At 63.4% G+C, this 24051-nt stretch carries 23 protein-coding genes and 1 tRNA gene; 13 read left to right on the forward strand and 11 right to left on the reverse strand.

Annotated features, from left to right (window positions below):
- Window positions 1–2: 2 nt before the first annotated feature.
- Window positions 3–869, reverse strand: a complete 867-nt coding sequence (locus AArc1_RS09215; RefSeq protein WP_117364097.1) for an electron transfer flavoprotein subunit beta/FixA family protein — start codon at window positions 867–869, stop codon at window positions 3–5.
- Between the two features lie 139 nt (window positions 870–1008).
- The gene (locus tag AArc1_RS09220) at window positions 1009–1869 is read right to left on the reverse strand and encodes a polymer-forming cytoskeletal protein (RefSeq protein ID WP_117364098.1); all 861 of its coding nucleotides are present in this window, start codon (window positions 1867–1869) and stop codon (window positions 1009–1011) included.
- Between the two features lie 151 nt (window positions 1870–2020).
- Here AArc1_RS09220 and AArc1_RS09225 point away from each other — a divergent pair, with 151 nt between their 5' ends.
- Window positions 2021–2218 (forward strand): DUF5800 family protein, encoded by a 198-nt coding sequence (locus tag AArc1_RS09225; protein ID WP_117364099.1) that lies wholly within the window; start codon window positions 2021–2023, stop codon window positions 2216–2218.
- Window positions 2219–2311: 93 nt separating this feature from the next.
- Here AArc1_RS09225 and AArc1_RS09230 read toward each other — a convergent pair whose 3' ends face one another.
- Window positions 2312–2899, reverse strand: coding sequence for a DUF7097 family protein (locus AArc1_RS09230; RefSeq protein ID WP_117364100.1), 588 nt, complete (start codon window positions 2897–2899; stop codon window positions 2312–2314).
- Between the two features lie 201 nt (window positions 2900–3100).
- On the opposite strand from AArc1_RS09230, the gene AArc1_RS09235 reads away from it, so the two are divergent.
- Window positions 3101–5524 (forward strand): methyl-accepting chemotaxis protein, encoded by a 2424-nt coding sequence (locus AArc1_RS09235; protein WP_117364101.1) that lies wholly within the window; start codon window positions 3101–3103, stop codon window positions 5522–5524.
- Between the two features lie 64 nt (window positions 5525–5588).
- Window positions 5589–5942, forward strand: coding sequence for a DUF192 domain-containing protein (locus tag AArc1_RS09240; RefSeq protein WP_117364102.1), 354 nt, complete (start codon window positions 5589–5591; stop codon window positions 5940–5942).
- On the opposite strand, the gene hpt is transcribed toward AArc1_RS09240, so the two are convergent.
- Window positions 5939–6505, reverse strand: a complete 567-nt coding sequence (hpt, locus tag AArc1_RS09245) for a hypoxanthine/guanine phosphoribosyltransferase (protein ID WP_117365846.1) — start codon at window positions 6503–6505, stop codon at window positions 5939–5941. The two genes, AArc1_RS09240 and hpt, sit on opposite strands and share 4 nt — an antisense overlap.
- Before the next feature lie 328 nt (window positions 6506–6833).
- On the opposite strand from hpt, the gene AArc1_RS09250 reads away from it, so the two are divergent.
- A complete protein-coding gene (locus AArc1_RS09250; RefSeq protein ID WP_117365847.1) occupies window positions 6834–8366 on the forward strand; it encodes a 2-isopropylmalate synthase in 1533 nt (510 codons plus the stop codon).
- A gap of 81 nt (window positions 8367–8447) precedes the next feature.
- Here AArc1_RS09250 and AArc1_RS09255 read toward each other — a convergent pair whose 3' ends face one another.
- The 4 genes from AArc1_RS09255 to ppc form a co-directional block, all read right to left on the reverse strand.
- Complete coding sequence (locus AArc1_RS09255) at window positions 8448–8642, reverse strand: hypothetical protein (protein WP_117364103.1); 195 nt, start codon at window positions 8640–8642, stop codon at window positions 8448–8450.
- A gap of 75 nt (window positions 8643–8717) precedes the next feature.
- Window positions 8718–10100 (reverse strand): 4Fe-4S ferredoxin N-terminal domain-containing protein, encoded by a 1383-nt coding sequence (locus tag AArc1_RS09260; protein WP_117364104.1) that lies wholly within the window; start codon window positions 10098–10100, stop codon window positions 8718–8720.
- Window positions 10101–10299: 199 nt separating this feature from the next.
- Window positions 10300–10384 (reverse strand) — tRNA-Ser (locus AArc1_RS09265).
- A 510-nt stretch (window positions 10385–10894) separates the two neighbouring features.
- Window positions 10895–13585 (reverse strand): phosphoenolpyruvate carboxylase, encoded by a 2691-nt coding sequence (ppc, locus tag AArc1_RS09270; RefSeq protein WP_117364105.1) that lies wholly within the window; start codon window positions 13583–13585, stop codon window positions 10895–10897.
- A gap of 410 nt (window positions 13586–13995) precedes the next feature.
- On the opposite strand from ppc, the gene AArc1_RS09275 reads away from it, so the two are divergent.
- The 7 genes from AArc1_RS09275 (at window position 13996) to AArc1_RS19015 (ending at window position 19309) form a co-directional block, all read left to right on the forward strand.
- Entirely contained in the window at window positions 13996–14445 is a 450-nt protein-coding gene (locus tag AArc1_RS09275) for a MaoC family dehydratase (RefSeq protein ID WP_117364106.1), read from the forward strand.
- A gap of 110 nt (window positions 14446–14555) precedes the next feature.
- Complete coding sequence (locus tag AArc1_RS09280; protein ID WP_117364107.1) at window positions 14556–15095, forward strand: hypothetical protein; 540 nt, start codon at window positions 14556–14558, stop codon at window positions 15093–15095.
- 60 nt (window positions 15096–15155) lie between these two features.
- Window positions 15156–16085 (forward strand): thiamine-phosphate synthase family protein, encoded by a 930-nt coding sequence (locus AArc1_RS09285; protein WP_117364108.1) that lies wholly within the window; start codon window positions 15156–15158, stop codon window positions 16083–16085.
- Between the two features lie 145 nt (window positions 16086–16230).
- Window positions 16231–17859: a potassium channel family protein gene (locus AArc1_RS09290; RefSeq protein ID WP_117364109.1), complete on the forward strand. Its 1629-nt coding sequence runs from the start codon at window positions 16231–16233 to the stop codon at window positions 17857–17859.
- A 354-nt stretch (window positions 17860–18213) separates the two neighbouring features.
- Complete coding sequence (locus AArc1_RS09295) at window positions 18214–18405, forward strand: DUF5786 family protein (protein ID WP_117364110.1); 192 nt, start codon at window positions 18214–18216, stop codon at window positions 18403–18405.
- Between the two features lie 249 nt (window positions 18406–18654).
- A complete protein-coding gene (locus tag AArc1_RS09300; protein ID WP_117364111.1) occupies window positions 18655–18978 on the forward strand; it encodes a type II toxin-antitoxin system death-on-curing family toxin in 324 nt (107 codons plus the stop codon).
- Between the two features lie 190 nt (window positions 18979–19168).
- Window positions 19169–19309 (forward strand): hypothetical protein, encoded by a 141-nt coding sequence (locus AArc1_RS19015; protein WP_186336677.1) that lies wholly within the window; start codon window positions 19169–19171, stop codon window positions 19307–19309.
- 20 nt (window positions 19310–19329) lie between these two features.
- On the opposite strand, the gene AArc1_RS09305 is transcribed toward AArc1_RS19015, so the two are convergent.
- Window positions 19330–20508 (reverse strand): redox-regulated ATPase YchF, encoded by a 1179-nt coding sequence (locus AArc1_RS09305; protein WP_117364112.1) that lies wholly within the window; start codon window positions 20506–20508, stop codon window positions 19330–19332.
- Window positions 20509–20625: 117 nt separating this feature from the next.
- Between AArc1_RS09305 and AArc1_RS09310 the strand changes: the two genes are divergently transcribed.
- Window positions 20626–20994 (forward strand): 2Fe-2S iron-sulfur cluster-binding protein, encoded by a 369-nt coding sequence (locus AArc1_RS09310; protein ID WP_117364113.1) that lies wholly within the window; start codon window positions 20626–20628, stop codon window positions 20992–20994.
- Between the two features lie 219 nt (window positions 20995–21213).
- Here the strand turns inward: AArc1_RS09310 and AArc1_RS09315 are convergent, their stop codons facing one another.
- Window positions 21214–21945: a GNAT family N-acetyltransferase gene (locus tag AArc1_RS09315; RefSeq protein WP_117364114.1), complete on the reverse strand. Its 732-nt coding sequence runs from the start codon at window positions 21943–21945 to the stop codon at window positions 21214–21216.
- A gap of 187 nt (window positions 21946–22132) precedes the next feature.
- On the opposite strand from AArc1_RS09315, the gene AArc1_RS09320 reads away from it, so the two are divergent.
- A complete protein-coding gene (locus AArc1_RS09320) occupies window positions 22133–22576 on the forward strand; it encodes a hypothetical protein (RefSeq protein ID WP_117364115.1) in 444 nt (147 codons plus the stop codon).
- 618 nt (window positions 22577–23194) lie between these two features.
- On the opposite strand, the gene AArc1_RS09325 is transcribed toward AArc1_RS09320, so the two are convergent.
- Window positions 23195–23881, reverse strand: a complete 687-nt coding sequence (locus tag AArc1_RS09325; protein WP_117364116.1) for a helix-turn-helix domain-containing protein — start codon at window positions 23879–23881, stop codon at window positions 23195–23197.
- Between the last annotated feature and the right edge of the window lie 170 nt (window positions 23882–24051).

Here is a 24051-nt window from a genome sequence, read left to right on the forward strand (position 1 = left end):
CGTCAGTCACCCCCCGCCGCGTACGGGTGCATCTCTTCGAGCACTTCGCCCATTCCGTCGGGGTCGTCGGGTCGGATCATCGTCGCCTCTCGTTCCGAAGGCGCTTTCGGGATCGGGTCGACCGAGGAGACGATCGTCGGCGAGCCGTCGAGGCCGATGTACTCGGGATCGAGGTTCAGATCCTCGTGATCCCACGTGGTCAGGTGCGCCTCGTGCTCGGCGGCGCGTTCTTTGGTCTCCGCCCGAAGCCGCTTGTGCTCGAGTCGATGTGCGGCCTTTCGGTACGTCGGTGCGAACTCGGGGTCGGCGATAACCATACACGGCAGCGGCGCTTCGACCGTCTCGATCTCGTCGACGTCGCCCTCGACGAGTCGCTTCGCACGAAGGACCCGTTCGCCGGGGTCGATGTCGAGTGCGAGGACGTGCGTAACGATCGGCCAGTCGAGACACCAGCTCGTCTGAGGCCCGGTGTGGCCAGTCTCCCCGTCGGCCGTCTTGAAGCCCGCGAACAGCAGATCGACGTCACCGACCTGTTCTTCGTACTCCTCGATCGCCGCCGAGAGCGTGATCGCAGTCGCCCACGTGTCGGAGGCGGCGAGTTCGCGGTCCGAGACGAGGTAGCTGTCGTCGGCGTACACCGACTGCATCGCCCCCTCGAGGACCTCACTGTAACTCGGCGGCCCCATGCTCATCACCGAGACGTGGCCGCCGTGGCGAACCCGCGTCTGTAACGCCGCCTCGAGGGCGAACGCGTCGTTTGGGTTCATCACCGTCGGCGTCTTCCCCCGCTCTAGGTGGCCGTCCTCGTCGAACGAGACTGCCCCCTCGGAGAAGTCGGGGACTCCTTTCGTCAGCACCACCGATCGCATGCGTACCTCCCTCCGTTTGCCGTGTGTTCTTTTACCATGCCTGGGACAGCCTATCCACACACCTGGTATTAAGAATGGGGGAGAAAGTCACCACTGGAAACGGTGGGCGGCAAACGGCGATGACGACCTCGAGCGTCGGTTACTCTGGGTCGCGCTCAGTCGTTCCCATCGAGATCTCGCCGTTGGCCCTGATCGTCCCGTCGACTTCGGCTTCGGGGCCGAGCTCGAGGTCGACCGAGGAGACGTCACCGAGAATGCGTGCGTCTTCAGCGACGACGACGTCACCGTTTCGGGTCGTGAGGTCGCCGTGAATCCGTGTCCTCGGGCCAACGGTGACGTCACCACGCGCTCGAAGGCTACCGAAGACGTTGCAGTCGGCCCCGACGTCGATCGTCTCGGCCCGGACGTTGCCGTGGAGTCGGCAGTCGTCGCCGATCGTTGCGGGCGTCGACACCCGCCAGGCCTCGTCGCCGACGCTCGCGTTTCTGGGGATCACGAGCGGTTCGGTCGACGGCTGCTCGTCGTCGTCTTCGTCGACGAGCTGAGAGATCAGCCGCTGGGCGGTGTCTTCTTCACCGATCACGAGCAGGTGTTTGAGATAGACGAACAACAAGACGATCGTCGGCATCGGGTTGCGGATGACGATCCAGCCGTTGGCCTCGAACCCCTCTTCGATGTCGACGTCGTCGCCGATATCGAGGTCACCGGCGACTTTCAATTTGCCGCCGATATGTACCCGCTCGCCAATGTAGGCGTCCTGGCCGACCAGCACGTTGTCGGCGACGTCACACCACATGTCGAGCCGGCAGTCGCCATCGGCCTCGATGTCGCCCCCGAACTCGACGTTCTCACCGGCAAGTACGTTTCGGCCGCGCACGCCGAACTCGACCGTCGAACGCGCGCCGACGAGGACGTCCCCGTCGGTCTCGAGGGCCACCTCCTTCGCTTCGGTGCCGTCGGGAACGACGAGTTCGTCGAGCGGGTCCCTTCGTATCGCCACAGTCGGCTTCAATGTGACCGGCCCGTAATAAACTTCGTCGTTGTCAGTCGGCCGTCTGACACCCGTCTGTCGCGGCTCACGCAGTTTCACCTCGCCCCCGTCGGGCTTCGTATTCGGCCCGTTTTTACGCGCTCGTCACATACCACCGGCCATGACTACGCTCGCATTCGACGACGAGGGCGTCGACGTCGTCTACGAAGGAACCGAGTTTCGCCTCGAGCGCGACCTTATCGAAGAGGCAACCGAGAAGTCTTATTACGACGTTACCGACCACGAGGTGCTGAAAATCGTCGCCGAACAGCCGACTCTGCAGGGCGAGCCCCGCCGAATCGCGGACATTCTCGACTGAGACAGACTGGTGTGTCCCGGCGTCCACACACCACGATCCGGCCGGCTGTGGTGTCTGTAACCCAGTGTCGCGTTCCATATCAGCCGATCGCAGTCAGCCGTCGTCGGAGTCGAATCGCTCTGCAGCCGACTCGAAGCCGAACTCGGATTGTTCGCGACTGCGACGCCCCTCGAGTTCGGCGATGGCCTCGGGATCCGGTGCGACGTCGTCGGTGATCCGCGCCCATGAGGTGTGGACTTTGGCGTGACACCAGCGACAGAGGTAGACCGTGATCTCGTGGGAGAGTTCCTCGCCGTCGCGGGAGTACGAGAGATGGTGTTCCTCGAGCAGCGGACGCTCGTCGTCGTGGGCGAGTCGCTTCTCCTCGAGTCCACAGCGGACGCACTCCCGGTCGCGGTTTCGACAGCGAAAGTGGGGACAGTCGCCCCAGCAGGGATCCGCGTCGGCATCGTCGGGACCGGCGTCGGGGACCGGCTCGGGGTCGCTCTCGAGGCCGGACTCGGGATCGACGATCGGGCAGGCGTAGTCGTCGGCGGCGCGTTCGCGGGCAAACTCGGGGTCGTGTCCGTAGTGGTCGAACGCGTACCGGCAGGTTCCCTCGCCGGTGAGATAGTCACAGACGCCGACGAACTCGTAGGGGTCGTCGACGCCGACCGGCGTTCCCTGCGGCGTTTTCTCCATCTGATTGGCCGTAGGCGGTCCACACCATTGAATCGTCCGCTCTGACCGTCTGCCTAACTGTTTTCACAGCGACTTCTGTTCGGGCCGAGCGGCTAAAATTTCGCTCATCTGGGACGACAGCCCCGATCAGAGTTAGTGGTCTGTGTAACCACATTGTGTAATAGCTATAACGGCCTGTGAACATACCGTAAGCAATAGCACATGATTGGGCCGCTACGAAGGGTTGTTCCAGGGGCTATCAGGCGAAGTTATGCCCTTAAATTTGGCATCGCACTCTTGCTGCTGGCGCTCTCAGTTGGGCTCGTCGGGCTCGTCGGGACCGCGGCGGTCACCGAAAGCGTCGAAGGAAACGCGCTCGAAGAGTACGAAACCCTCGCTGAGCAAGAGGCGACCGCAATACAGAATTGGGACGAGCGAAACGAACAGTTGGTGCAGTCGGCGATGAACACCGTCCACGACCGTGATTCGGCGACAGTCGACGCCTACATCCAGGACTTCTACTACGACCTGCCCGGCGAGGCACAGGCCATCCACTACGTCGACACGACGAGCGGCGAACTCGAGGCGACGACCGCCGATGGGATGAGCACTCTCGAGGATATCGACTTCCCTGACGAGTTGAGCCCGGAAAACCCTCCCTCGAGCGTCGAACGGACCGACGCCTACGAGAACAGCGAGGGATCGGTCGTCTCCTACTACGTCGGTCTCGAGGACGAACCCGAGCGGGCGATCGTCGTGACGTTCGAACTCCACCAGCACAGCACGAACATGGCGACGCGCGGAAACGACGACGCGGTGACGGTACTCGTCGACGGCGACGACCGGATCATCGCCGATGACGAGTATCTCGGTTCGGACGACGACGCGTTTGGAACGGAATACGTCGACGACAACGAGGTCATCAACGAGGCACGACTCGATGCGACCGGGACGACTGACAACGTCTCTGCGGCCCAGGCGTTCGAGGGCAGCCCGAGCGAAACGCTCGCTGACGAGCCATACAACTTCTCGGCCGACGAGTACGTCGCCGCCTACGGCGTCGTCAACTCCGACTGGATCGTCCTGATCCACGCCTCCGACGACGAGGCCTACGGGTTCGTCAACACCGTCTCCCAGTATGGGGTGGTAGCAACGGTCGCTGGCGTGCTCATGATCGGAGTCGTCGGCGCGATCCTCGGTCGCAACACGGCCACGTCGATCGACCGGCTCACGCGGAAGGCAACCCGGATGGAGGAGGGTGATCTCGACGTCGAGTTCGAGACGAAGCGAATCGACAACATCGGTCGGCTCTACGATGGGTTTGACTCGATGCGCGTTGCCTTGCGCGACCAGATCGAAGCGGCCGAATCCGCCCGCCAAGAAGCCGAGCGCGAACGGGCACGGGTCGCCGAGATCAACGACCAGCTCGAGCGCAAGGCCAGCGAATACAGCGACGTGATGCAGACCGCCGCTGACGGCGATCTCACCGCCCGCATGGACCCCGGCGGCGACAACGAGGCGATGACGGAGATTGGCCGGGAGTTCAACGAGATGCTCGACGAGATCGAGGCTACTGTCGAGCGACTGAACCAGTTTGCGACGGACGTCGCGACGGCCTCCGAGCAGGTGACCGCCTCGAGCGAAGAAGTTGGCTCGGCGAGTCAGGAAGTCGCCGAATCGACCCAGGAAATCTCCGATGGGGCCGATCGTCAACACCAGGCACTGCAGACGGTCGACGCACAGATGAATACCCTCTCGACGACGACCGAACAGATCGCCGCCTCCTCGAACAGCGTCGCCGACATTGCCGAGCAAACGGCCCAGACGACCCACGAAGGGCGGGCGGCCGCCCAGAAAGCGGTCGATGCCTGCGAAGCCCTCGAAGACGAACAGCGCGCGGCCGTCGAGGAGTTCGAGGCACTCGAGGAGGAGGTCGACCAGATCATCGATCTCACCGACACCATCGCCGGTATCGCAACCCAAACGAATATGCTGGCTCTCAACGCGAACATCGAAGCCTCGCGGTCCTCGAGTTCGAACGACACCGAAGGGTTCAGCACGGTCGCGGCCGAGGTCAAAGAGCTCTCTCAGGACGTGAAGCGAACGGCCGAGCAGATCGACAAACGCCTCGATTCGGTCCAGACCCAGACCCAGCGTTCAGCCCAGGAGATCGACCACACCAGCGAGGAGATCGAACGCGTCAACGATCTCGTCTCGAACGCAGTCGACGCGCTCGACGAGATTGCCACCTACGCTGATAAGACTAACAACGGCGTTCAGGAGATTTCAGCGGCGACCCAGCAGCAGGCGGCATCGACCCAGGAGGCGGTCGCGATGGTCGACGACGTCGCGACGGTCTCCGAAGAGACGACCGCGGAGGCCCAGACCGTCGCCGCAGCCGCCGAGGAGCAGACCAGCGCCCTGACGGAGATGGTCGACTCGGCCGAGAGCCTGACACAGCAGGCGGTTCATCTCTCGGCGGCACTCGATCGGTTTGATACTGACGCCGACGACTCGGCTGACGATCTGATCGAGTCGGTAGACGGCGGCACTGAAGACCACGGAGCCAGCTTCGAGTTCTCCAGCGTCGAGGCGGCAGACGAGATCGACACTGACCGATCGCAGCCGTCACCTGACGGAAAATAAGCGCGACCGACGCTTTCGATCGCCCGTCGTGATCTTTTTGCGTCCCCGATGCCGAGTCGAACGCGTGCAACTCGTCCACGAACCGGAAGCTGGCGACGCAACGGTCGTTGCGTCGACGGTCGAACTCGCGGACTCATTCTGGAGTCACCTCCGCGGGCTCATGTTTCGGCGGTCGATCCCCGACTCCTACGCCCTGGCGTTTCGGTTCGGGCGAACGAAGACACGGGACGTCCACATGCTGTTCGTCCCCTTTCCCATCGACGTCCTCTGGATCGTCGACGACGTCGTCGAACGCGTCGAGCGACTCCGCCCGTGGTTCGGGTTCGCACGGGCCGAAGCCGACTTGATCGTCGAACTCCCCGCGGGCACGGCCGACGACATCGAGCCGGGCGATCGAGTCCGACTCGAGGCCGACTAGTCGGATTCGCTGACCTCGACCTGTCCATCGATGACCCGAACGTCGAGGACGCTCGCGACCTCGTGTTCGAGGTCGGGTCGGTCGACGTCGACACGTCGGAGGACGGTGACGACATCGATAATTTCGGCATCGGCTCGCTCGAGAGCGCCACAGACGGCTTCAATGGTGCCACCCGAAGAGTAGACGTCGTCGATCACGACGACGCGATCGCCAGCGTCGACACCATTTAAGTAAAGCTCGCTCTCGCCGTAGCTGGTCTCCTGGTGGACGGCAATCTCGTCGTCGAACCCGTAGGATCGCTTGCGGACGACGGCGAACGGGACGTCGGCCGCGAGTGAAAGGGCCGTTGCGTGATGGATTCCCATCGCCTCCGGGGCGATCAGCACGTCGACACCCTCGAGGTCGACCCGGTCGTTGATACCGTCGATGACCGATCGTAACACGTCGGGCTCGAGCGGCGGAATTCCGTCGGTGACGCCGTGGACGAAGTACTGGTAGCCGTCTCTATTGACGACGGGCGCGTCGCGCAACGATCGCGCGAGCGGTTCGAGTGCTGGCTTCATACGCGGGGCTACGACGACCGAGGCCATAGCGTTCAGGCTCGACGATAGCACGGCCGCGTCGGCTCGATCGGTCGGCACGGTAACCATCCCGTGACGAACGCCGCTCGAGGCGTTCGGTGGTGTGTACGTGTCCACTCGATACCGTCATTGACGGTACCCACGTGGACGAACGGTCGGTTCGGACCGGCGGGTTTAAGTCGCCGCTGTTCGATAGGACGAGATACAATGGCACGAGATTCGTTCTCATCGCCGAGCGAGGATAGAGGAAGTCGGGGCAACCCGGCTGGGCGTGAAATTCAGCGACGACACTGATCGCAGTTCATTACTCTTGCCTGTACACAACTCCACCGACCAGACGATTCCATCCGACCGTACCGTCCGCCTTCTCGATACGACGCTTCGCGACGGCGAACAAGCCCCCGGCGTCTCGCTTTCGCCAGACCAGAAAGTCGAGATCGCACGCGCACTCGAGCGGGCCGGCGTCGCCGCTATCGAGGCGGGCAGTGCCTGCACCGGTGCGGGTGAACGACAGGCCATCTCGCGAGTTACCGACCTCGAACTCGACGCTCGCGTCACGAGTTTCTGTCGCGGACTCGAAGGCGACGTCGACCTCGCCCTCGAGTGTGACGTCGACGGCGTCCACATCGTGGTGCCCTCGAGCGACCGCCACGTCGAGGAGAAAGTCGGCACCTCCCGCGAGGACAATCTCGAGACGACCGCCGAACTCGTCGAGTACGCGAAAGCCCACGACCTCTGGGTCGAGGTCATCGGCGAGGACGGCTCCCGGGCCGACCTCGACTATCTCGAGCAACTGGCCGAGACCTCACTCGACGCTGGCGCCGAACGCTTCTGTTTCGCCGACACGGTCGGCCACACCGGCCCCGAGCGCACCCACGAGGCCGTCTCCCGGCTCGCTGCTTACGGCCCAGTGAGCGCACACACCCACGACGACCTCGGGCTCGGTGTGACGAACGCCCTGGCCGCCGTCGCCGCCGGAGCCGACCTCGTCCACTGTACGGTCAACGGCCTCGGCGAGCGCGCCGGCAACGTCGCCCTCGAGGAGGTCGCGATCGCCCTTTCTCACGTCTACGACGTCGACACCCTCGAGCTCGAGGAGTTGTACGACCTCGCACAGATCGTCTCGCGGGCGACGGGCGTTCAGTTGCCGCCGAACAAGGCCGTCATCGGCGAGAACGCGTTCACTCACGAGAGCGGCATCCACACCGATGGGACGCTCAAAGACGACAAGATGTACGAGCCCTACGCACCCGAGACCGTGGGACGGGAGCGACGGCTCGCCCTCGGAAAGCACACGGGTCGAGCGGGCGTCGCCGCCACGCTCGAGGAACACGGCGTCGACGCCGAGCCGGACGAGATCGCCGAAATCGCCACCCGCGTCACGGAACTCGGAGACCGCGGTCGTCGGGTCACGGACGCCGACTTGCTCGCCGTCGCCGAAGACGTCACGGGCGACGACCGCGAGCGCGTCGTCGAGCTGCTCGACCTCACCGCCACCAGCGGCGGCGCCGTTCCGACCGCGAGTATCCGACTCGAGGTCGACGGCGAAGAGCGCGTCGCGAGCGGGACGGGGTCTGGTCCGGTCGATGCAGCTGTCTCGGCGGTCCGCGAGGCGCTCGGCTCCGCCGCTGACGCCGAGCTCGAGTCCTACCACGTCGACGCCGTCACCGGCGGCACGGACGCCGTCGTCACCGTCGAAGTGACGATGATGCGCAACGACCGCTCCGTGACCGTCGCCAGAAGCGAAGCCGACATCACTCGTGCGAGCGTCGAAGCGATGGTCGACGCGCTCGATCGACTGCTCGCGACGGACGAAAAACCGCTCGCGCCGGCCGACGACTGAGACGGCACGCCGATCGACGGCTGAGACTGGCTGGTGTACCGATTTCGTCCGTGTTCTTCACTCGATCCGTAGTCGTTCGACTCAGTGCAGCGGGTGTCGCTCGAGGATGCCCAGCGGATCGAACAGGTAGAGCACCGCTAGCAAGAGCGCGACGATGACGACGAACAGCCGCGCGAGCGAGTCGGCCGCTATCGGATCCGTTGGGTCGACGGTGATCGCCATCAGGCCGGCGACGGCGAGATACAGAAGGCCGACGATGGTTCGTCTTCGGTCCATACGTCGACGTTCGCGGCCATCGGTAAGAATTCCTCGAGTCGTCACGACCCCTCGGTTCGGTGTCGTGCGATCCGGTCAGTACAGCCCGAGGTCGACCCGTTTCTCGTCGAGGACGGAGATTCGGTCGTCGACCTGCCCGACGTCCTCGTAGGCGACCGGTCCGGGAACCTGCTCGGCGTGTGGCCCCGGTTCGTTGCCGACGTAGACGACGTTCGGGTTGGTGTTGTACTCCTCGAGCAACCGGAACCGGGAGACGTCCTCACCGTACTCACCCTGGACGAGCCGTTCGGCCTGCTCCTCGGTTAGCCCATCGTCGTCCTCGTCGGCCGGTTCTTCCTCGCCTTCGAGGATGGCGATGGCCTCCTGGAGGTCGTCGTCGTCCGGTTCGTTCTCGAGCGCTCGCGCGAGTGCGACGTCGTCGAGGTACTGCTGGGGGTCGCTGTCGGGATCGTTCATGTCCCCGAACTGGATCGCGCCTGGCGGGCAGGCGTCCTCACAGGCGGTCGTCCCGACCATCTCCTCGCCCATCTGGCCGTCCTGTCTGGCCGGGTCGAAGACGCACTTCTCCATGACGCCTTTGGGCCCGCGGCCGCTGACCCAGCGGTCGCGCTGGTCGAACATCATGTCTTCTTCCTGGTCGTCCGCCTCGACCGTCGGATCGTCCCACTGGAAGTAGTTGACGCCGTACGGACAGGCGACCTGACAGTACCGACAGCCGATGCAGACGTCGTAGTCGGTCAACACGAGCCCACCCTCGTCGCGGGTGTGACGAGCCGTCGTCGGGCAGACTTTCTCACACGGCGCGTCGGTACAGTGTTGACACGGCCGAATCAGGTAGTTGAAATCCCGCGTCGACTCGAAATCGTCGGCCTCGGGCGACTCGACCAGTCCGTCCTCGTACGCCAGGATGTACATCCAGTTTGCGCCCTCGTCCCAGTTGTGCTCGGCCTGGCAGGCGACGACGCAGGCCAGACAGCCGTCACAGACCTCGAGATCGAGAGCCATCCCCCACTGGACGCCGTCGTCGTCCTCGTCCTCGGCTTCGTCGTCCTGAGCGGCAACCGTTGGGTCCGGCTCCGTCTCCCCGTCGGCCGTCGCCCACGCACCGAGCCCGACGAAGCCGGCACCGGCACCCATCTTCTTCATCGTCTCGCGGCGGGTCTCGTCGTCGAGCCCGAATCTGGAGAGTGCATCGCCGACTCGGCCCCTCTCACGGGCAGCCTCGACCTCCTCGGCCACCGGTCGCTCGTCCTCGCCGAACTCCTCGAGGACGGCCTTGTGGTACCGATCGTAGAACTCCGCCTCCGAGAGTTCCCCTCTCGTGAGTCGCATGGCGTCTCTCGCCATCTCCATCCCGAGGTCGGCATCGTAGTCGCCCGCCTCGAGCAGCTCGCGGTAATTCTCCTCGGCCGTTTCGCCGAGCGGATGAAACGGCTCGTCGTCGTGGTCGAAACTCATCGAACGACGTCACCCCAATCGCATCGGCTCCAATCGAACAGAATCATATGCGCTCACCAACACCCGTGCCAACCAGACACATATTCAAAGTCAACTGGCCTGCGAATGACGGGCCTGATAGCGCGATTGAGTCGGAGCCTGTGCCGTCGGGGCCGCTCGTATCGCCGACGGCATCGCTCGTCGAGTTGGAGGTGAAAAACGCCGAGAGGGAGATTTGAACTCCCGAGTCCGTGAGGACAGCAGATTTCGAATCTGCCGCCTTGGCCGGGCTAGGCTATCTCGGCTCGTTCGTACGTAGCGGGGAGACGTTTTTACCGGTTTCGATTTTTCTCCCGGACTGTGACGAGGTCACGTTGTCACTGCCGAAACAGGTCACGGAGGAATCTGCAGGCGGTTCCGGGCAGTAGACAGCCACTCGAGATTGGACGGTGATTCTCGAGACGGTCACGTTCGACGGTGACGACATGAGGGTTGTCGGTGGTGGGTTCGAGAGACACCCCGTTGCGAGAGGACACACGAGGACAAGGGATGGCTAGTTGCTACTCGTTCGGCAGCGACTGCCGTCTGTGCATCTGTTGACCGATGTCCGGCAGGTGGCAATCGGTAGGAGACACGGTAGCGTCAGTCCTGTCCCGAAATTGTCTCTGACAGGAGCGGTCGGCGTTGAGGAGACCCTCGGATAGTGCTGCGGTTCAGATTCGGCTGGTTTCGCCCCACACACCGGAGGACTCTGGGCGGAGACAAGTCGAGGTGAGAAGGGGTACCGGCGTCCGACCGAGGGACGTGTCCCTCGTTCACCCGGTGTTTTTCATCCCGGCGGCGATTCCCTTCACGGTCAGCCGGAGGGTTCGTTCCTCGATGTCCGTTCGGTGCGTTCGACGGAGCAGGTACGTCTGCAGGAGGTTCAGCGGATCGACGTACGGATTGCGCCGCTCGAGGTGTTCGCCGAGCCAGTCACGGGTATGCAGTTGCTCGCGCTGGCCGATCGTCGTGACGAGGTCCGTGGCCCGCTCGTACTCCGCGGTGAGTCGCGGGAAAAATCGCTCGCGGAGGTCCTCGTCGGCGAGGTGTGCGTAGTGGTCGGCGATCTCGAGTTCGGTCCGCGAGAGCGAGAGCGCGGCGTTGTCGAGCGTGCTCCGGAAAAACGGCCACTCCTCGTACATGTCCTGAAGCGTCCCGACGGAGCCACCTGCCTCGAGATAGGCGTCCATCCCGGTGGCGATGGCGTACCAGCCCGGCAGGATACACCGCGACTGCGTCCAGGAGAACACCCACGGGATCGCCCGCAGGTCTTCGACGGAGCGTTCGCCGCTTCGCGACGCCGGTCTCGAGCCGAGGTTCAGGTCCTCGATCACGGTGATCGGCGTCGCCTGCTCGAAGTATCTGACGAAGCCGTCGCTCTCGAGGAGGTCGCGGTACTCCTGACGAGCCGCGTCGGCCATCGTCTCCATCGCCTCGACCCACTCGTCGTCGATGGCTTCTTCGGGCTGGTCCATCGCGTACAGCCGGGCACGCAGCTGGGCGTTCAGCATCTGCTCGATGTTGCGCTCGGCGATACGGGGGTTGCCGTACTTCTCGGCGATCGCCTCGCCCTGCTCGGTGAACTTGACCTGGCCCGTGACGGTGCTGTTGGGCAATGCGAGCATCGCCTCGTTCATCGGGCCGCCACCGCGGGAGATCGATCCGCCACGGCCGTGGAACAGCCGCATCGTCACGTCGTGTTCCGTACAGATGTCGCCGAGACGCCGCTGGTTCTTGTAAAGCGACCAGTTCGCCGCCAGAAAGCCGTTTTCCTTGTTCGAGTCGGAGTATCCCAGCATGATCTCCTGGGTGTGTCCACGGGCCTCGAGCGCCTGGCTATAGGCTTCGTTCTCGAAGAGCGTTCCCATGATTCGTCGGGCACCCGAGAGGGCGTACTCCGTCTCGAGCAGCGGCACGACGTCGATTCCACAGTGTTCGGGCAGCGAGACGACGTCGGCCTGGTCGGCGAGAAAGAGCACCTCGAGAACGTGACTCGGCTCCTCGGTCATCGAGATGCAGTAGGTGTCGATGGCCTCGACGCCGAACTCCGTCTGCCAGTCTGCGAGGCTGTCGAACAGCCGGAGGACCCGCGCGGAGTCGGGGGAGAGGTCGTCGATCGCCGAGAGGTCGACGATAGGCTCGTCCTGTACGATCGCGTCGGTTAGCAACTCGACGCGGTCGTCCTCCGAGAGCCCGTGGTAGTCGATTCCCTCGCGCTCGAGGGCTTCCGCGATAGCGTCGGTGTGTTTCGCCTGGTGTTCACGCAGGTCGAGGCTAGCGAGCGAGAAGCCGAACGTGGCCACCTGCCGGCGGATCGGGTCGACGTGGGCCTCGACGACGCTTTCTGCGCCGTTATCGCGCAGGCTTCGAGCGAGAAGCTCGAGGTCCGATTGCAGTTCGTCGATCTTGCTGTAGCCGCCCGGCCGAACGTCACCGACACGATCGAGTCGTTCGCGCATGAGCTTGAGCTTCTGTCGGTAGGGCTCGTCTGGGTAGCGCACTTCGGCCGTTTTGGCGCTTCCTGAGAGGCGGTCACGGTCGTCCTCGAGCGAGGCCCGAAACGCCTCGCCGACGTCGATCCGGTGGCCGTCCTGACTCAACACGCCCGAGAGGCGCTTGAGTTCTCCGCGGTAGTTCTCGAGGATGACGTCGCGCTGGCGCTCGAGCGTGGCCTCGGTCACCTCGGGAGTGACGTAGGGGTTGCCGTCACGGTCGCTGCCAGCCCACGAGCGGAACTCGAGGAGTTTCGGGATCTCGAGAGTGCCGTCGACCGCCTCGTCGATGGCAACGTCGAGTTCGTCGTACACTTCACCGACGACGTCGAACAGGGTGTTCTCGAGGTACCACTGGACGTTTCGGGCCTCGTCTTCCGGTTCGGGCTGGCGATTACGGACCTGTGGCGTCTGCCAAAGGCTCGTCACCTCGGCGTCGACGTCGCGCCAGACCTGTGCGGCTTCTTTCTCGGTCAGCAACCGTTCGTCGAGAGTCTCGAGACGCGTCGCGATGGCCCGTAGTTTCGCTTTGACCGTCTTCCGACGGGCTTCCGTCGGGTGGGCCGTGAACGTCGGCTCGATGAGGACGTCCTCGAGCACCTCCTTGACCGTCTCGAGGTCGGCCTCGCCGAGTTCTGCAGCTGCACTCTCGAGGCTATCTTCGAGCGTTCCCTCGTGTGATTCCGTGCGAATCGAACGGACACGCTCGCGTTCTTCGGCGAGGTTGATCAGCTCGAAGTAGGTCGTAAACGCCCGTGCAACGATGCGCTGTTTGTGCGGCGACAGCCCCTCGAGTTCGGCCACCAGCGGCTCTCGACTCTCGAGGTCGCCCGAACGGTAGTCGATCGCCGCGCGTCGACAGGATTCGACAGTCTCGAAACCGTCCCGTGAGGTCTGTGCCTCGAGAACGTCGCCGAGCAACGCACCGAGTTCGCGGACGTCCTGGCGAACACCCCTGTTGTGAAGTTGCATAACACGCCGATGGACCTTCGCCCTGAAAAATCCTCGTGACTGAACAGCAGGGCCGACATACGTCGTTTTTCGTGATAGTTACTGTTGCCGGTCACCAGAGGGACTCACCGAAAGGGAAGAAAGGTCGGAGACGACGAAGCAAACTGAAGTGAGACACAGACGCCACAGTCGTCGAAATGCCTGAAAGTAACACTCGATGTCGAGTTCCCCTTCGGTAGGTTTGGCCAGTCGCACCGAAATAGCGACGGCCAAACTCGACCAGTACCGTTCACTTTCGACGATAATCGAGTTACCGAATGCTGGTCGTCGAAAGGGTCGAATCGCGACGACTCGAGGGGTCGAACCGACTCGGTCCGACCGGACTGCCTCGGACAGTAGGTTCTTGCTGACAGGGCTCACACGTGAGTGGTATGCAGTACTACGAAGACGTCGAGATCGGCGATACGAATGAGTTCGGTGCGTACGAGGTCACGGGTGAGGAAATCGTCGAGTTCGCCGACCAGTACGACCCTCAGCCGTTTCACACCGACGAGGAGGCTGCCTCGGAGTCCGCGTTCGGCGAACTGGTCGCCTCGGGCTGGCATACGGCCTCGATCTGCATGCGGCTGCTCGTCGAGGGGGCGCTCGAGGAGCAGGCCGCGATGGGTGCCCGCGGCGTCGACGAACTCCGCTGGAGACGCCCCGTCACGCCTGGCGACGTCCTCTCGGTCCGGACGGAGGTACTCGACAAGCGCGTTTCCGAGAGCGATCCCCGGCGAGGCTACGTCGACACCCTGCTCGAGGGTCGAAACCAGAACGATGCGGTCGTCATCTCCTGGATCGGGCTGGGAATGATCGAGCGGCGGGATCCAGAAACGTAGCACGATTTTCGGGCCCCAGAGACGTAGCACGATACTCGAGAGGCGAACGGATACAATCGATGACTGGTCCGGCCACGAACCTATTTGTGGCAACGAGTCGAACAGAACGTATGACAACTCGAGCCACCGACCGTCTCCGAACCGGCTGTAAACGGTACGGGCCGGGTCGACTTCCTTACGCCAACCGCCCCGCGATCGGTGCGGGGTATGCGGGAGCGAGCGCCGCACTGGTTGCGGCGGCGACGTTCGCGGTCGCTGTCGTCGTACTCGAGGTCGTCGGCGGCTCCGACAACGTGTACGGCTTCGCGATCTTCGCCGCGGTCGCGCTCCTGCTCGTCGTCCCCGCCGCGTTCGTCGCGGGCGTCGTGAGCTGGCGGGCAGTGCCGGCGACCGTGCCGGGCTCTGGGGTCGTCGTTGGTGTTCTCGGAACGCTTCTGACCTACGTTGGAGCCACCGTCCTCCTGACCTGGCTCATGCTCGTCGCGGCCGTCGTCTCCTGGAACAACGCAGGAGCCGCTGATACGGCGATGGCGGCGGCGGTCATCGGCTGGCTCGCGTTTCTGTTGACGAGTTGGATAACGCTGCCCGTGGGCTGTCTCGGCGGTGTGATCTACGACCGCGTCGGTAGTGGTCCTGCTGACGGTCGGTGAGCGTCGGCACGCTCGAGCCGGGTAGCGGGACTTAAGCCGGTGTCGAGCAAACCCCAGGACATGTCACTCGTCCTCCCGGACGAACTCGTCGTCGACCGGTTTCTGCCGACGGTTCGTGCGATGCTCGCAGAGCGACTCGCCGAGTGCGGCCTGACCCAACAGGAGATCGCCGATCACCTCGGCGTGACCCAGGCGGCCGTCAGCGCGTACGTCGGCGGCGACGGCGGTGGCGACGACCGCTTTCGTGACGATCCTGAGACGGTCGCAAGCGTCGACCGAATCGCCGACGGACTCGCGAGCGGTGAGATGGACGGCTACGACGCACTCGCTGAACTGGTGTTGCTCGTCCACAGCCTCGAGGACCGCGGTCCGATCTGTGAACTTCACGAAGAAGCGATGCCAGCACTGCGTGGGCTGGGCTGTGACCTGTGCGTTCGCGGCCTCGATGCGGACGTCCGGGCCGAACGCGACGTTCTCTCGGCCGTCCGGGTGGCCGCCCGAACCCTCGCGACGCTGCCCGGCATGGCGGCGATCGTCCCCAACGTGGGCACGAACGTCGGGATGGCCCTTCCCGGAGCCGACAACGTAACCGACGTCGCTGCGATTCCCGGCCGCATTTACACGATGGGCGGACGCATCGAGATCCCCGCGAACCCCGAGTTCGGCGCCTCGAAACACGTCGCAACGGCCGTCCTCGCCGCCAGCGGCGTCGATCCGGCCATCCGCGGGGCGATCAACGTCGCCACCGACGACGCCGTACTCGAAGCCGCTCGAGAGCGCGGATTCGACGTCCTCGAGTTCGACGCCGACTACGAGGACCGAGGCGCCCACCTCAGGCGTCGGTTCGACGAGCACGGCACAGTCCCCCCGGTCGCCTATCACCGCGGCGCGTTCGGTATCGAACCGACGACCTACGTCTTCGGCGAGACCGCCGTCGACGCATCGACACGGGTCGGTGAGTTACTCGAGACCGCAGCAGGACTCGATTGACCGATAGCATCGTAGCCGACTGGTAGAACTCCAGCCATCCGGCAACGATTCGTCGGTTCCCATGGTTATTTTGCGATTCGAAACTGGGGCGACGTCTTGCTTTCGGAGAGAAAAACCCATATAACCCCTTCGTCTGAGTACACCCATGAACGAGTGGCGCCGACGGATCGCGCTTACGCTCGTAGCCGTCGCCTCCATCGTCGTCAGCTACGCCGTCGTCTACCAGTGGACCCTGGCAACCTTCGAGGGCGTCGAAATCACGTTCTTCCAGTCGGTCCAGACCGTCGTCGAGGTTCTGACTACTGCCGGGTTTGGCGGTGACACCGACCACTGGAATCACGCGGCCGTGAACCTGCTGGTGATCGCGATGAACGTCTCTGCTGTCCTGTTCGTGTTCCTCGCACTCCCGCTGTTCGCGGTCCCGATGTTTCGAGAGGCTCTCGAGACCGAACCGCCGACCTCGAGCAGGATGACGAACCACGTCATCATCTGCGGTCACTCCGCCAGAGACGACGTCCTTTCTGAGGAACTCGAGGACGCGGACGTTCCGTACCTCTACGTCGAGGACGACCGCGAGGAGGTTCGATCCCTCCGGGAACAGGGAATCGAGGCGGTCTACGGCGACACCGAACAGGTCGCCACATTCGAGGCCGTCAACGCTGCTGAGGCCCGTGCGGTCGTCGCGGACATCGACGACGAGGTCAACCCGACCGTCATCCTCTCAGCCATGCGAGCAAACCCCGAGTTACAGATCGTCAGCGTCGCCCGCGACACCGACGTCGCGCCGTACCACCGAATCGCTGGTGCAAACCAGCTCGTCGAGGGGCCGCAGGTCCTCGGCGAGGGACTAGGCATGCGGGCCGTAACCTCCTTTGCAGAGAAGTTCCGGGCGTACGTCGACGTCGAAACCGAGCTTCAGGTGACCGAACTGCTCGTCGAGGAAAACAGCATGCTAGTGGGCGAGACGCTCGGCGACACGACCGTATTTGACGAACTCGACGCAACCGTCATCGGCGGCTGGTTCGACGGCAAGTTCGTCGTCTCACCGGGTCCTGAGACCACGATCGAGGAGAACTCGATCCTGCTGGTCGCTGGCCACTACGAAGACCTCTCGGAACTGAAAGCGCGACCGCTGCCGACTCACGGCGACGACCCCGAACGGGTCGTCGTCTGCGGCCACGGCGTCGTCGGCCGGGCCGTTACAGAGACGCTCGACCGACAGGAAATCGACTACGACGTTCTCGACGTCGACCCACACGCCGGAACGGATATCGTCGGCGACGTCACCGATCCGTCGACGCTCGCCGAAGCCGACGTCGAAAACGCTCGAGCGGCCGTACTGGCACTCGACGAAGACACCACCACAATCTTCGCGACGCTCGTCCTCCAGCAGCTAGCCCCCGACCTCGAGATCATCGCCCGCGTCCACGACCACGACAACGTCTGGAAACTGTACAACGCCGGTGCGGACTTCGTGCTCTCGATGTCGGTCGTCACCGGGAAACTGCTGGCCTCACACCTCATCGACGGCAAGGAGATCCTGACACCCCAGGCCGAATTCGAGTTCGTCCGGACGAAAGCCCCCGCGCTCGCCGGCCGGACACTGGCCGAGGTCGACGTCCGCTCGAAGACGAACTGCACGATCGTCGCGGTCGAGCGCGGTGACGACCTCCTGACCGATCTCGGTGGCGACTTCGAAATCGAAGCGGACGACGTCCTGATCGGCTCGGGCAGCGCCGACGCCACCGAGGAGTTCGTCGAGTTCGTCCACTAACGGTCTCTACAACCGGCTCGGCCAGCCCCGATCCCTTCTGGACGACCAGCACCTCGATCCCGACGAGACGCCGTGATCCCCAGTGCAGGTCCAACCCACCCGCCAGAGCGCATCGATCACGATTCGGTCGTGGTCGAAGCCCATCGGTGGGAGATCGTCACGGACGGCCACGCTGTCGGCCGCCGGGACGCAGTGCCTCGAGTTCCATAGGGCAGCTGACGACTGGGACGTCCATCAAGAGTCTCCTCGAGCAACAACTCCACCCGGCTCAGTCGCCGACAGCGTGGGGTGAGACGACATTCCAGAGGCAGTCCCGATCACACGACCTATACGTCCGGGCACCCGCGTCCTGCTATGGGTTTTGGTAGCTACGACGAATCCGAACAGCAACACCAGAACAGGAACACCGAGGACGACGAGGACGCCGCGGTGAACGTCCACCAGAACGACCACGACGGCTCGATCACCGTCGAGTCTGACGCGTCGACCGACGACCTGCTCGGGCAGCTTCAGGAGATCAAGGACTCGAAACAGGACGACGAGTAATACCGTCGGACAGAAGTCAATGAACAGGATTCGCCGGACGGGAACGGCGAATTCTCATGATAGTCCTGTCCGACACGATAAGCGCTCGAAAACGAGTTACTCGCTACGACTCGGAAGTGCTCAGTTCGTACTGACGATCTTGATCAGCACTTCTGAGTGCACACAGTGTACACAACGGATAAATCCAGTCGAACTCTGTGGGCTGCAATAGCAAGGATTACCTCGGGTGCAGCCTGAGTGGTCGAACGAATGGCAGATTCGCTCTGGTATCCGTCAGTGGGCGACGTTCTCGCCATCCACGACGACATCGTATCAGAGTATTCCGACACGCACGTTGGCGTCCAGAATCGTGGAGATATCGAGTTTGCCCTGAACTACATCGAGCGTGGGAGTTTCGGAACGTCACCCGAGACAATCCACGAGAAGGCGTTTCACCTCATCCGGCTGTTGGTAGCGAACCATCCGTTTGTCGACGCTAACAAGCGTACCGCACTCAACACGGCAGTCGTGTTCTACTTTCTCAACGGGTATCGGTTCGCGTACGACGCCGAAATCAGGACGATCCTCAAATAGTCCGGAACGGATCAGGCGAGTGTCGACGAAGCAGGAACCGTCGAATACCTTCGGTCTCACACTGAAGAAATCGACCTCGCAGGCGAGATTGAACAGTGGCGCGAGGATCTCATCCGGTACGGACTGGACGAACTAACCGGCGACTCATCTAACCCGAACGATTAACCGCAGTCGAGACGATACGACGAATATGGCGACAGAGGAAGATCTTGAGTCTGATACTCCACTCGATGAAGTGATGGAAGACATCCGAGGTGAGCTCGTCCGGCGGGTAGCAGCAGCTGACCGGGACGCGAATCGAGATATTTACGACGCCCTCGAAAACGAGTAACGCGCTACCGCCCCTGTTTCTCAGTTCGTACTCACGATCTTGATCACGTCACCCTCCTCGAGTTCGTAGCTATCGCTCACTTCTCGGGATGATTTGGCGTCGACAGCGTGGAGATAGCCGTCGCCGATGTCGGAGTGGACGGCGTAGGCGAGGTCGACCGGCGTCGAACCGTCGGGCAGGAGAAACGCATCGGGGAGGACGTTCCCGCTGCCGTCGGACCACTTCGAGGCGTCCTCGACCGGGTAGGCCGTGATGTGCTCGAGCAGGTCGTAGACGGCGTAGTTGAGCGCTTCCTGAACGCCAGTGCCGCCGTAGTCGGCCATCCGTTCGGCGAGCCCCTCGAGGGCCTCACGCTGGGCGTCGCTGACGCCGTCACCGATTCCTACGGTCTCGTCGCCGGGGTCGTAGTCGGCGAGGTCGGCGTCGGCAGCACGCCGCAGGGCGAGTTCGCCCTCCGCCGTCGTCGGGATCACGGGCTTATCGAGTTCGAGCAGCCGGTCGACGTGTTCGTCGGGGGCGACGTCGATCTTGTTCGCCGCGACGACGATCGGTTTCGTCCGCTGGCGGACGTCTCGTGCCAGCGCCTCGCGGTGGTCGTCGGTCCACTGGATCGGATCGGCTGGATACTCGAGGTCCCGCAGGACGGTCGCGATCTGGGTCGGCGTGGCGCCAAAGCCCGAGAGCATGTCTGCGAGCACCTCGTCGATATCGAACTCTGGCGAGCGGGATTTTCGCTCGACTGACTCCCAGTTGTGCTCGACGATGCCCGCGAGCCAGAGGTCCATCTCCTCTTCGACGAAGTCGATGTCCTCGAGTGGGTCGTGGCTCCCGACGTCGACGGGTTCGCCTTTCTCGTTGGTCCCACCGGAGGCGTCGATCACGTTGACGATCACGTCGGCGTTCGTCAGTTCGTCGAGGAACTGATTGCCGAGCCCTTTCCCCTCGTGGGCACCGGGGACCAGGCCGGCAACGTCGAGCAGTTCGATCGGAACGTAGCGTTTGCCGTCCTCGCAGTCGTCGGCGGTACAGCGTTCTTCGCGCTCGAGACAGGGACAGTCCGTTCGGACGTAGCTGACGCCACGGTTGGCGTCGATCGTCGTGAACGGGTAGTTGGCGACGTCGACCTCGGCCATCGTCGCCGCCGTATAGAACGTGGACTTGCCGGCGTTCGGCTTCCCGGCAAGTGCAATCGAAAGCATAGAAGAGGCTACTCGCGTCCGCCCAAATTGCCTTTCGGTTCGGGTATAGAGAGTGTCGGCCGGAGTCGAATCCGCACTCGGGCAAGAACGAAGGGTGTTCGTCCCGTCCTAGCACGCATGCCAACGATCGAGTTTCGAGGCCGCCAGATCGAGTGTGAGCGCAGCCGCCTGCTTCGGAACGTCCTGCTCGAGGCCGACGAGTCACCCCACAACGGCCGGGCAAATCTGTTCAACTGTCGCGGGCACGGAACCTGCGGAACCTGTGCGGTTGCGATCGACGGGGCGGTAAGCGAGCCGACGACGATCGAGCGCCGACGACTCTCCGTCCCGCCGCACGACCCCGAGTCCGGACTTCGGCTGTCCTGTCAGACGCGGGTCGAGGGCGACCTCGAGGTCAGAAAGTACGACGGGTTCTGGGGACAGCGTGTGCCGGAGAAGTCGGCCGACGATGCGAACGAGCCAGCGGAGGCCGTCGACGAGCAGTGACGGTCCGTCTGTGCTGACGCTCCACCCGCGCACAGACCAGCGCTTGTGTGATACTCAGCGCGTGCTGACGCCGTGCTGACGCTCAAACGCCTGTGTGACGCCCAGCGCGTGCTGACTCAGAGCGTGCCGAGGACGCTGTAGGACGCTGTCGTCGACGGAAAACGGCGTTCACCCTCGAGACAGCAAAGAGAGGAAACGGCAGGTCGACGTTCGGGGTCGCTACAGATCGACGGCCATCATCACTTCGTCGACGGAGTGGCCGTTCAGCTTGTAGTGGTCCTCTCGGATGGCCTCGATCTCCCAGTCGTGCGCCTCGAGGAACGCGATAGCCTCCTCGTTTGTCGAGGGAACGCTCTGGTAGACCCGCTCGTAGCCGGTCGAACCGGCCCACTCGAGGCCACGCGAGAGGAGGTGCGCGCCGATGCCGTGACCGCGGTACTCCTCTAAGACGCCGACGGTGAGTTCGGCCGTGTGACTCAGTTTCTCGAGTTCCGGCGCGTAGAGGTGGACCCAGCCGACGACCTCGTCCTCGACGGTCGCGACGAAGAACATCCGTGACTCGAGTTCGTTGTACCGGAGCAACGCGTCCTGATGATCGACCTCGTCGGCGACACTCTCGGCTTCGATGTACGTCTTCTCCTCGGCGACCTGCCGGATCGCGCCGACGATTCCGGTGAGGTCTTCCTGTCTGGCCGGCCGGATGTGGAACTCGAGATCCTCGGAGACGTACTCCTCTTCGGCGCCAGCGTCGATCGTTACCCGCAACGTGCCATCGATCTCCGCTATGCGTCCGTCGCGTTTCAGGATCGCGACGTGGTGTCTGAAGCCGACGGGGTCGATGTCGAGACTCTTTCTGGCGTCGACCGGGTCGACTGCGCCGTGTCGCTCGACGTACTCGTAGAGCTGCTTGCGGTCTTCGTGACCGAACTCGAGGGATTCGCGTGATCGCATGTGGCGCGCTACCACGACTCGCTACTTAACCGTTCCCTGGCCACCGTCTCGAGTTGGCGAGACCGTAAACACCACACACGTGCATCCGGACGGTCTTGGGGTCTCGCCGCCTCGAATCGGCTGCGCGTGGTCGGCACGCCTCCTGCCCCCCAGTCGACGACGGGAGCGTGCCGGGCTACGTGTACCGATGCTCGAACTCGAAGTGGTGATTGCTGGGTGCGGGCTCGTCCTGGCGGTAGCAATCGGACTCGTCGCACACGAGTGGACCCACGCACTGGTCCTCGCACTCGCCCGCGTCGAATACACGGTCTCGTACGCGCCGGGACGAACTGGTGGGATCGTCGCCGCGCTCGCGAGTTGTCCGTGGGCCGTCGTTCGTCCGCAGCCGACCGGCCGGGAACCGCCCTGGATCTTCCGGTTCGCGGCACTCGCACCGCTAGTACTCGCGGTTCCGGTGTTCGTAGGGATCGACACCGGCGTCGTGACACGTGAGTCGCCGATTACGACCGCTATCGCGATCGGATGGCTCGCATGCGCGATTCCGAGCCCGCAGGATTTCTCTGTGGCGTTCTACGCTCACAACGCCCTCGAGAACGACCGACTCGAGTCGGTGTCCGTCGTTGACGACTGATGCGGGCTGCGATGATCGATTGCCGACGGATCGGTCACCAGCTGTGACTAGCCGTAAAGACTCACCACACCTCATGAGATGGCTAGCCGCCCGCCACCGTCGTTGAAACCGCGACTGGTTGCTGGTGACCGATGCGACGATACCGCGACAAGAGTGACCGAAGAGTCAGCCCAGGGGCACGGCAGGACTGACCTTGAGCGATCGAACACGAGTGGAGCGGTCACACAGCCACGAGTGACCGCACAGGCTGATTGGACACGAGGGTTCCACCGGTGCTCACAGGGGTCGTTTTGTGGACGATGCCTCACAGGTCGGCGCCACACCGACAATAATCTTGTGTATCTGTCCATAAATAAAGCTATTGGTTGCGGTTAGCACGCCACATTTATCCTAGAAAAAGTTGTTTGTGGCTAAATAAGGCACCAATACGTTAACTTCGCCACTTTTGTTCCAAATGGGTGGCAGCGTTGTTGACAGACGTCGATCTCGAAGAGACGAACGGGGCGAGAAGCCACGTGATCGAACGCGAACGGCCTCCGTGAGGCGAGACCGAAAACCGAGCAAGAGAGGCGCGAGTCGACCACTTCCCAATCGCCACCCTGACGGGCGATTGGCCGACTACGGATCGATCGGACTCGAGTCGAGTCCGCCGGATAGCTCCGCGCTGATGAGTGCCGCCTGACTTCGCCGGAGCCGTTCGGAGAGCGCCTGATGTGAGACGTCGAGTTCGGCCGCAAGCTCCTCGAGCGTGATGGCACGCGGAACGTCGAAGTATCCCAGATCGTGTGCCGTACAGATCGTTTCGTACTGCGTTTGCGTCAACGGCGTCTGGACGCGCTCGAGGTCGTCCATCCCGGTGAGTCGGGTCACCTCGACATCGAACTCGTACCGTTCGAACAGGTCGTAGCAGGTCGACACCGACTCACGGTCGTGAAAGAGCAACTGGAGCGACCAGATCCCTTCACGGCCGCGAGCCGATAGGACGGCTCCGTCGGCGCTGGCGACGAGTCGCTGGAACAGCTCGAGCCCACCGGTGAACTCGAGTCGGAACACCCAGAACGGACCCGTCGATTCCGACCGAGTGGATTCGTCGGCGCTGACTGAGACGGTTGCGAGCACGTCGACAGAGGGGTCGTCCTCGAGCGATCGCTCGATACTCTGTCGGTCCGAGCCCGACACGCGAACCAGTGGGGGGGCGTCGCCGATGATGGCCCCGATCTGAAACCCGAACGCCGGGACGTGGTCGAACGTTCGCGCAAGACCGAGTCGGCCAGCGGGAACGTCGAGTTCGACGACCGTCGTCATACGGGCAAGGGACCACGAATCCGTATAGACGCGTTTGGTTTGCGGTAGCCTTTCCCGCCACCCAGCCGACGTGAGTCTCACTCGAGAGCGAGGGTCAGCCTCGATTATGATATATCGCTCGAGGCCCCTGTCGAGAAGCCGAGTGGGCCGCGAATTCGGCGCTGGTCGGA

The organism is Natrarchaeobaculum sulfurireducens, assembly GCF_003430825.1.
Taxonomy (GTDB): Archaea; Halobacteriota; Halobacteria; order Halobacteriales; family Natrialbaceae; genus Natrarchaeobaculum; species Natrarchaeobaculum sulfurireducens.

Coding starts and splice junctions, on each gene's coding strand:
- AArc1_RS09215 (WP_117364097.1), bottom strand. CDS start 869: ATGCGATCGGTGGTGCTGACGAAAGGAGTCCCCGACTTCTCCGAGGGG.
- AArc1_RS09225 (WP_117364099.1), top strand. CDS start 2,021: ATGACTACGCTCGCATTCGACGACGAGGGCGTCGACGTCGTCTACGAA.
- AArc1_RS09230 (WP_117364100.1), bottom strand. CDS start 2,899: ATGGAGAAAACGCCGCAGGGAACGCCGGTCGGCGTCGACGACCCCTAC.
- AArc1_RS09235 (WP_117364101.1), top strand. CDS start 3,101: ATGATTGGGCCGCTACGAAGGGTTGTTCCAGGGGCTATCAGGCGAAGT.
- hpt (WP_117365846.1), bottom strand. CDS start 6,505: ATGAAGCCAGCACTCGAACCGCTCGCGCGATCGTTGCGCGACGCGCCC.
- AArc1_RS09255 (WP_117364103.1), bottom strand. CDS start 8,642: ATGGACCGAAGACGAACCATCGTCGGCCTTCTGTATCTCGCCGTCGCC.
- AArc1_RS09260 (WP_117364104.1), bottom strand. CDS start 10,100: ATGAGTTTCGACCACGACGACGAGCCGTTTCATCCGCTCGGCGAAACG.
- ppc (WP_117364105.1), bottom strand. CDS start 13,585: ATGCAACTTCACAACAGGGGTGTTCGCCAGGACGTCCGCGAACTCGGT.
- AArc1_RS09275 (WP_117364106.1), top strand. CDS start 13,996: ATGCAGTACTACGAAGACGTCGAGATCGGCGATACGAATGAGTTCGGT.
- AArc1_RS09280 (WP_117364107.1), top strand. CDS start 14,556: ATGACAACTCGAGCCACCGACCGTCTCCGAACCGGCTGTAAACGGTAC.
- AArc1_RS09285 (WP_117364108.1), top strand. CDS start 15,156: ATGTCACTCGTCCTCCCGGACGAACTCGTCGTCGACCGGTTTCTGCCG.
- AArc1_RS09290 (WP_117364109.1), top strand. CDS start 16,231: ATGAACGAGTGGCGCCGACGGATCGCGCTTACGCTCGTAGCCGTCGCC.
- AArc1_RS09295 (WP_117364110.1), top strand. CDS start 18,214: ATGGGTTTTGGTAGCTACGACGAATCCGAACAGCAACACCAGAACAGG.
- AArc1_RS09300 (WP_117364111.1), top strand. CDS start 18,655: ATGGCAGATTCGCTCTGGTATCCGTCAGTGGGCGACGTTCTCGCCATC.
- AArc1_RS19015 (WP_186336677.1), top strand. CDS start 19,169: ATGGCGACAGAGGAAGATCTTGAGTCTGATACTCCACTCGATGAAGTG.
- AArc1_RS09305 (WP_117364112.1), bottom strand. CDS start 20,508: ATGCTTTCGATTGCACTTGCCGGGAAGCCGAACGCCGGCAAGTCCACG.
- AArc1_RS09310 (WP_117364113.1), top strand. CDS start 20,626: ATGCCAACGATCGAGTTTCGAGGCCGCCAGATCGAGTGTGAGCGCAGC.
- AArc1_RS09315 (WP_117364114.1), bottom strand. CDS start 21,945: ATGCGATCACGCGAATCCCTCGAGTTCGGTCACGAAGACCGCAAGCAG.
- AArc1_RS09320 (WP_117364115.1), top strand. CDS start 22,133: ATGCTCGAACTCGAAGTGGTGATTGCTGGGTGCGGGCTCGTCCTGGCG.
- AArc1_RS09325 (WP_117364116.1), bottom strand. CDS start 23,881: ATGACGACGGTCGTCGAACTCGACGTTCCCGCTGGCCGACTCGGTCTT.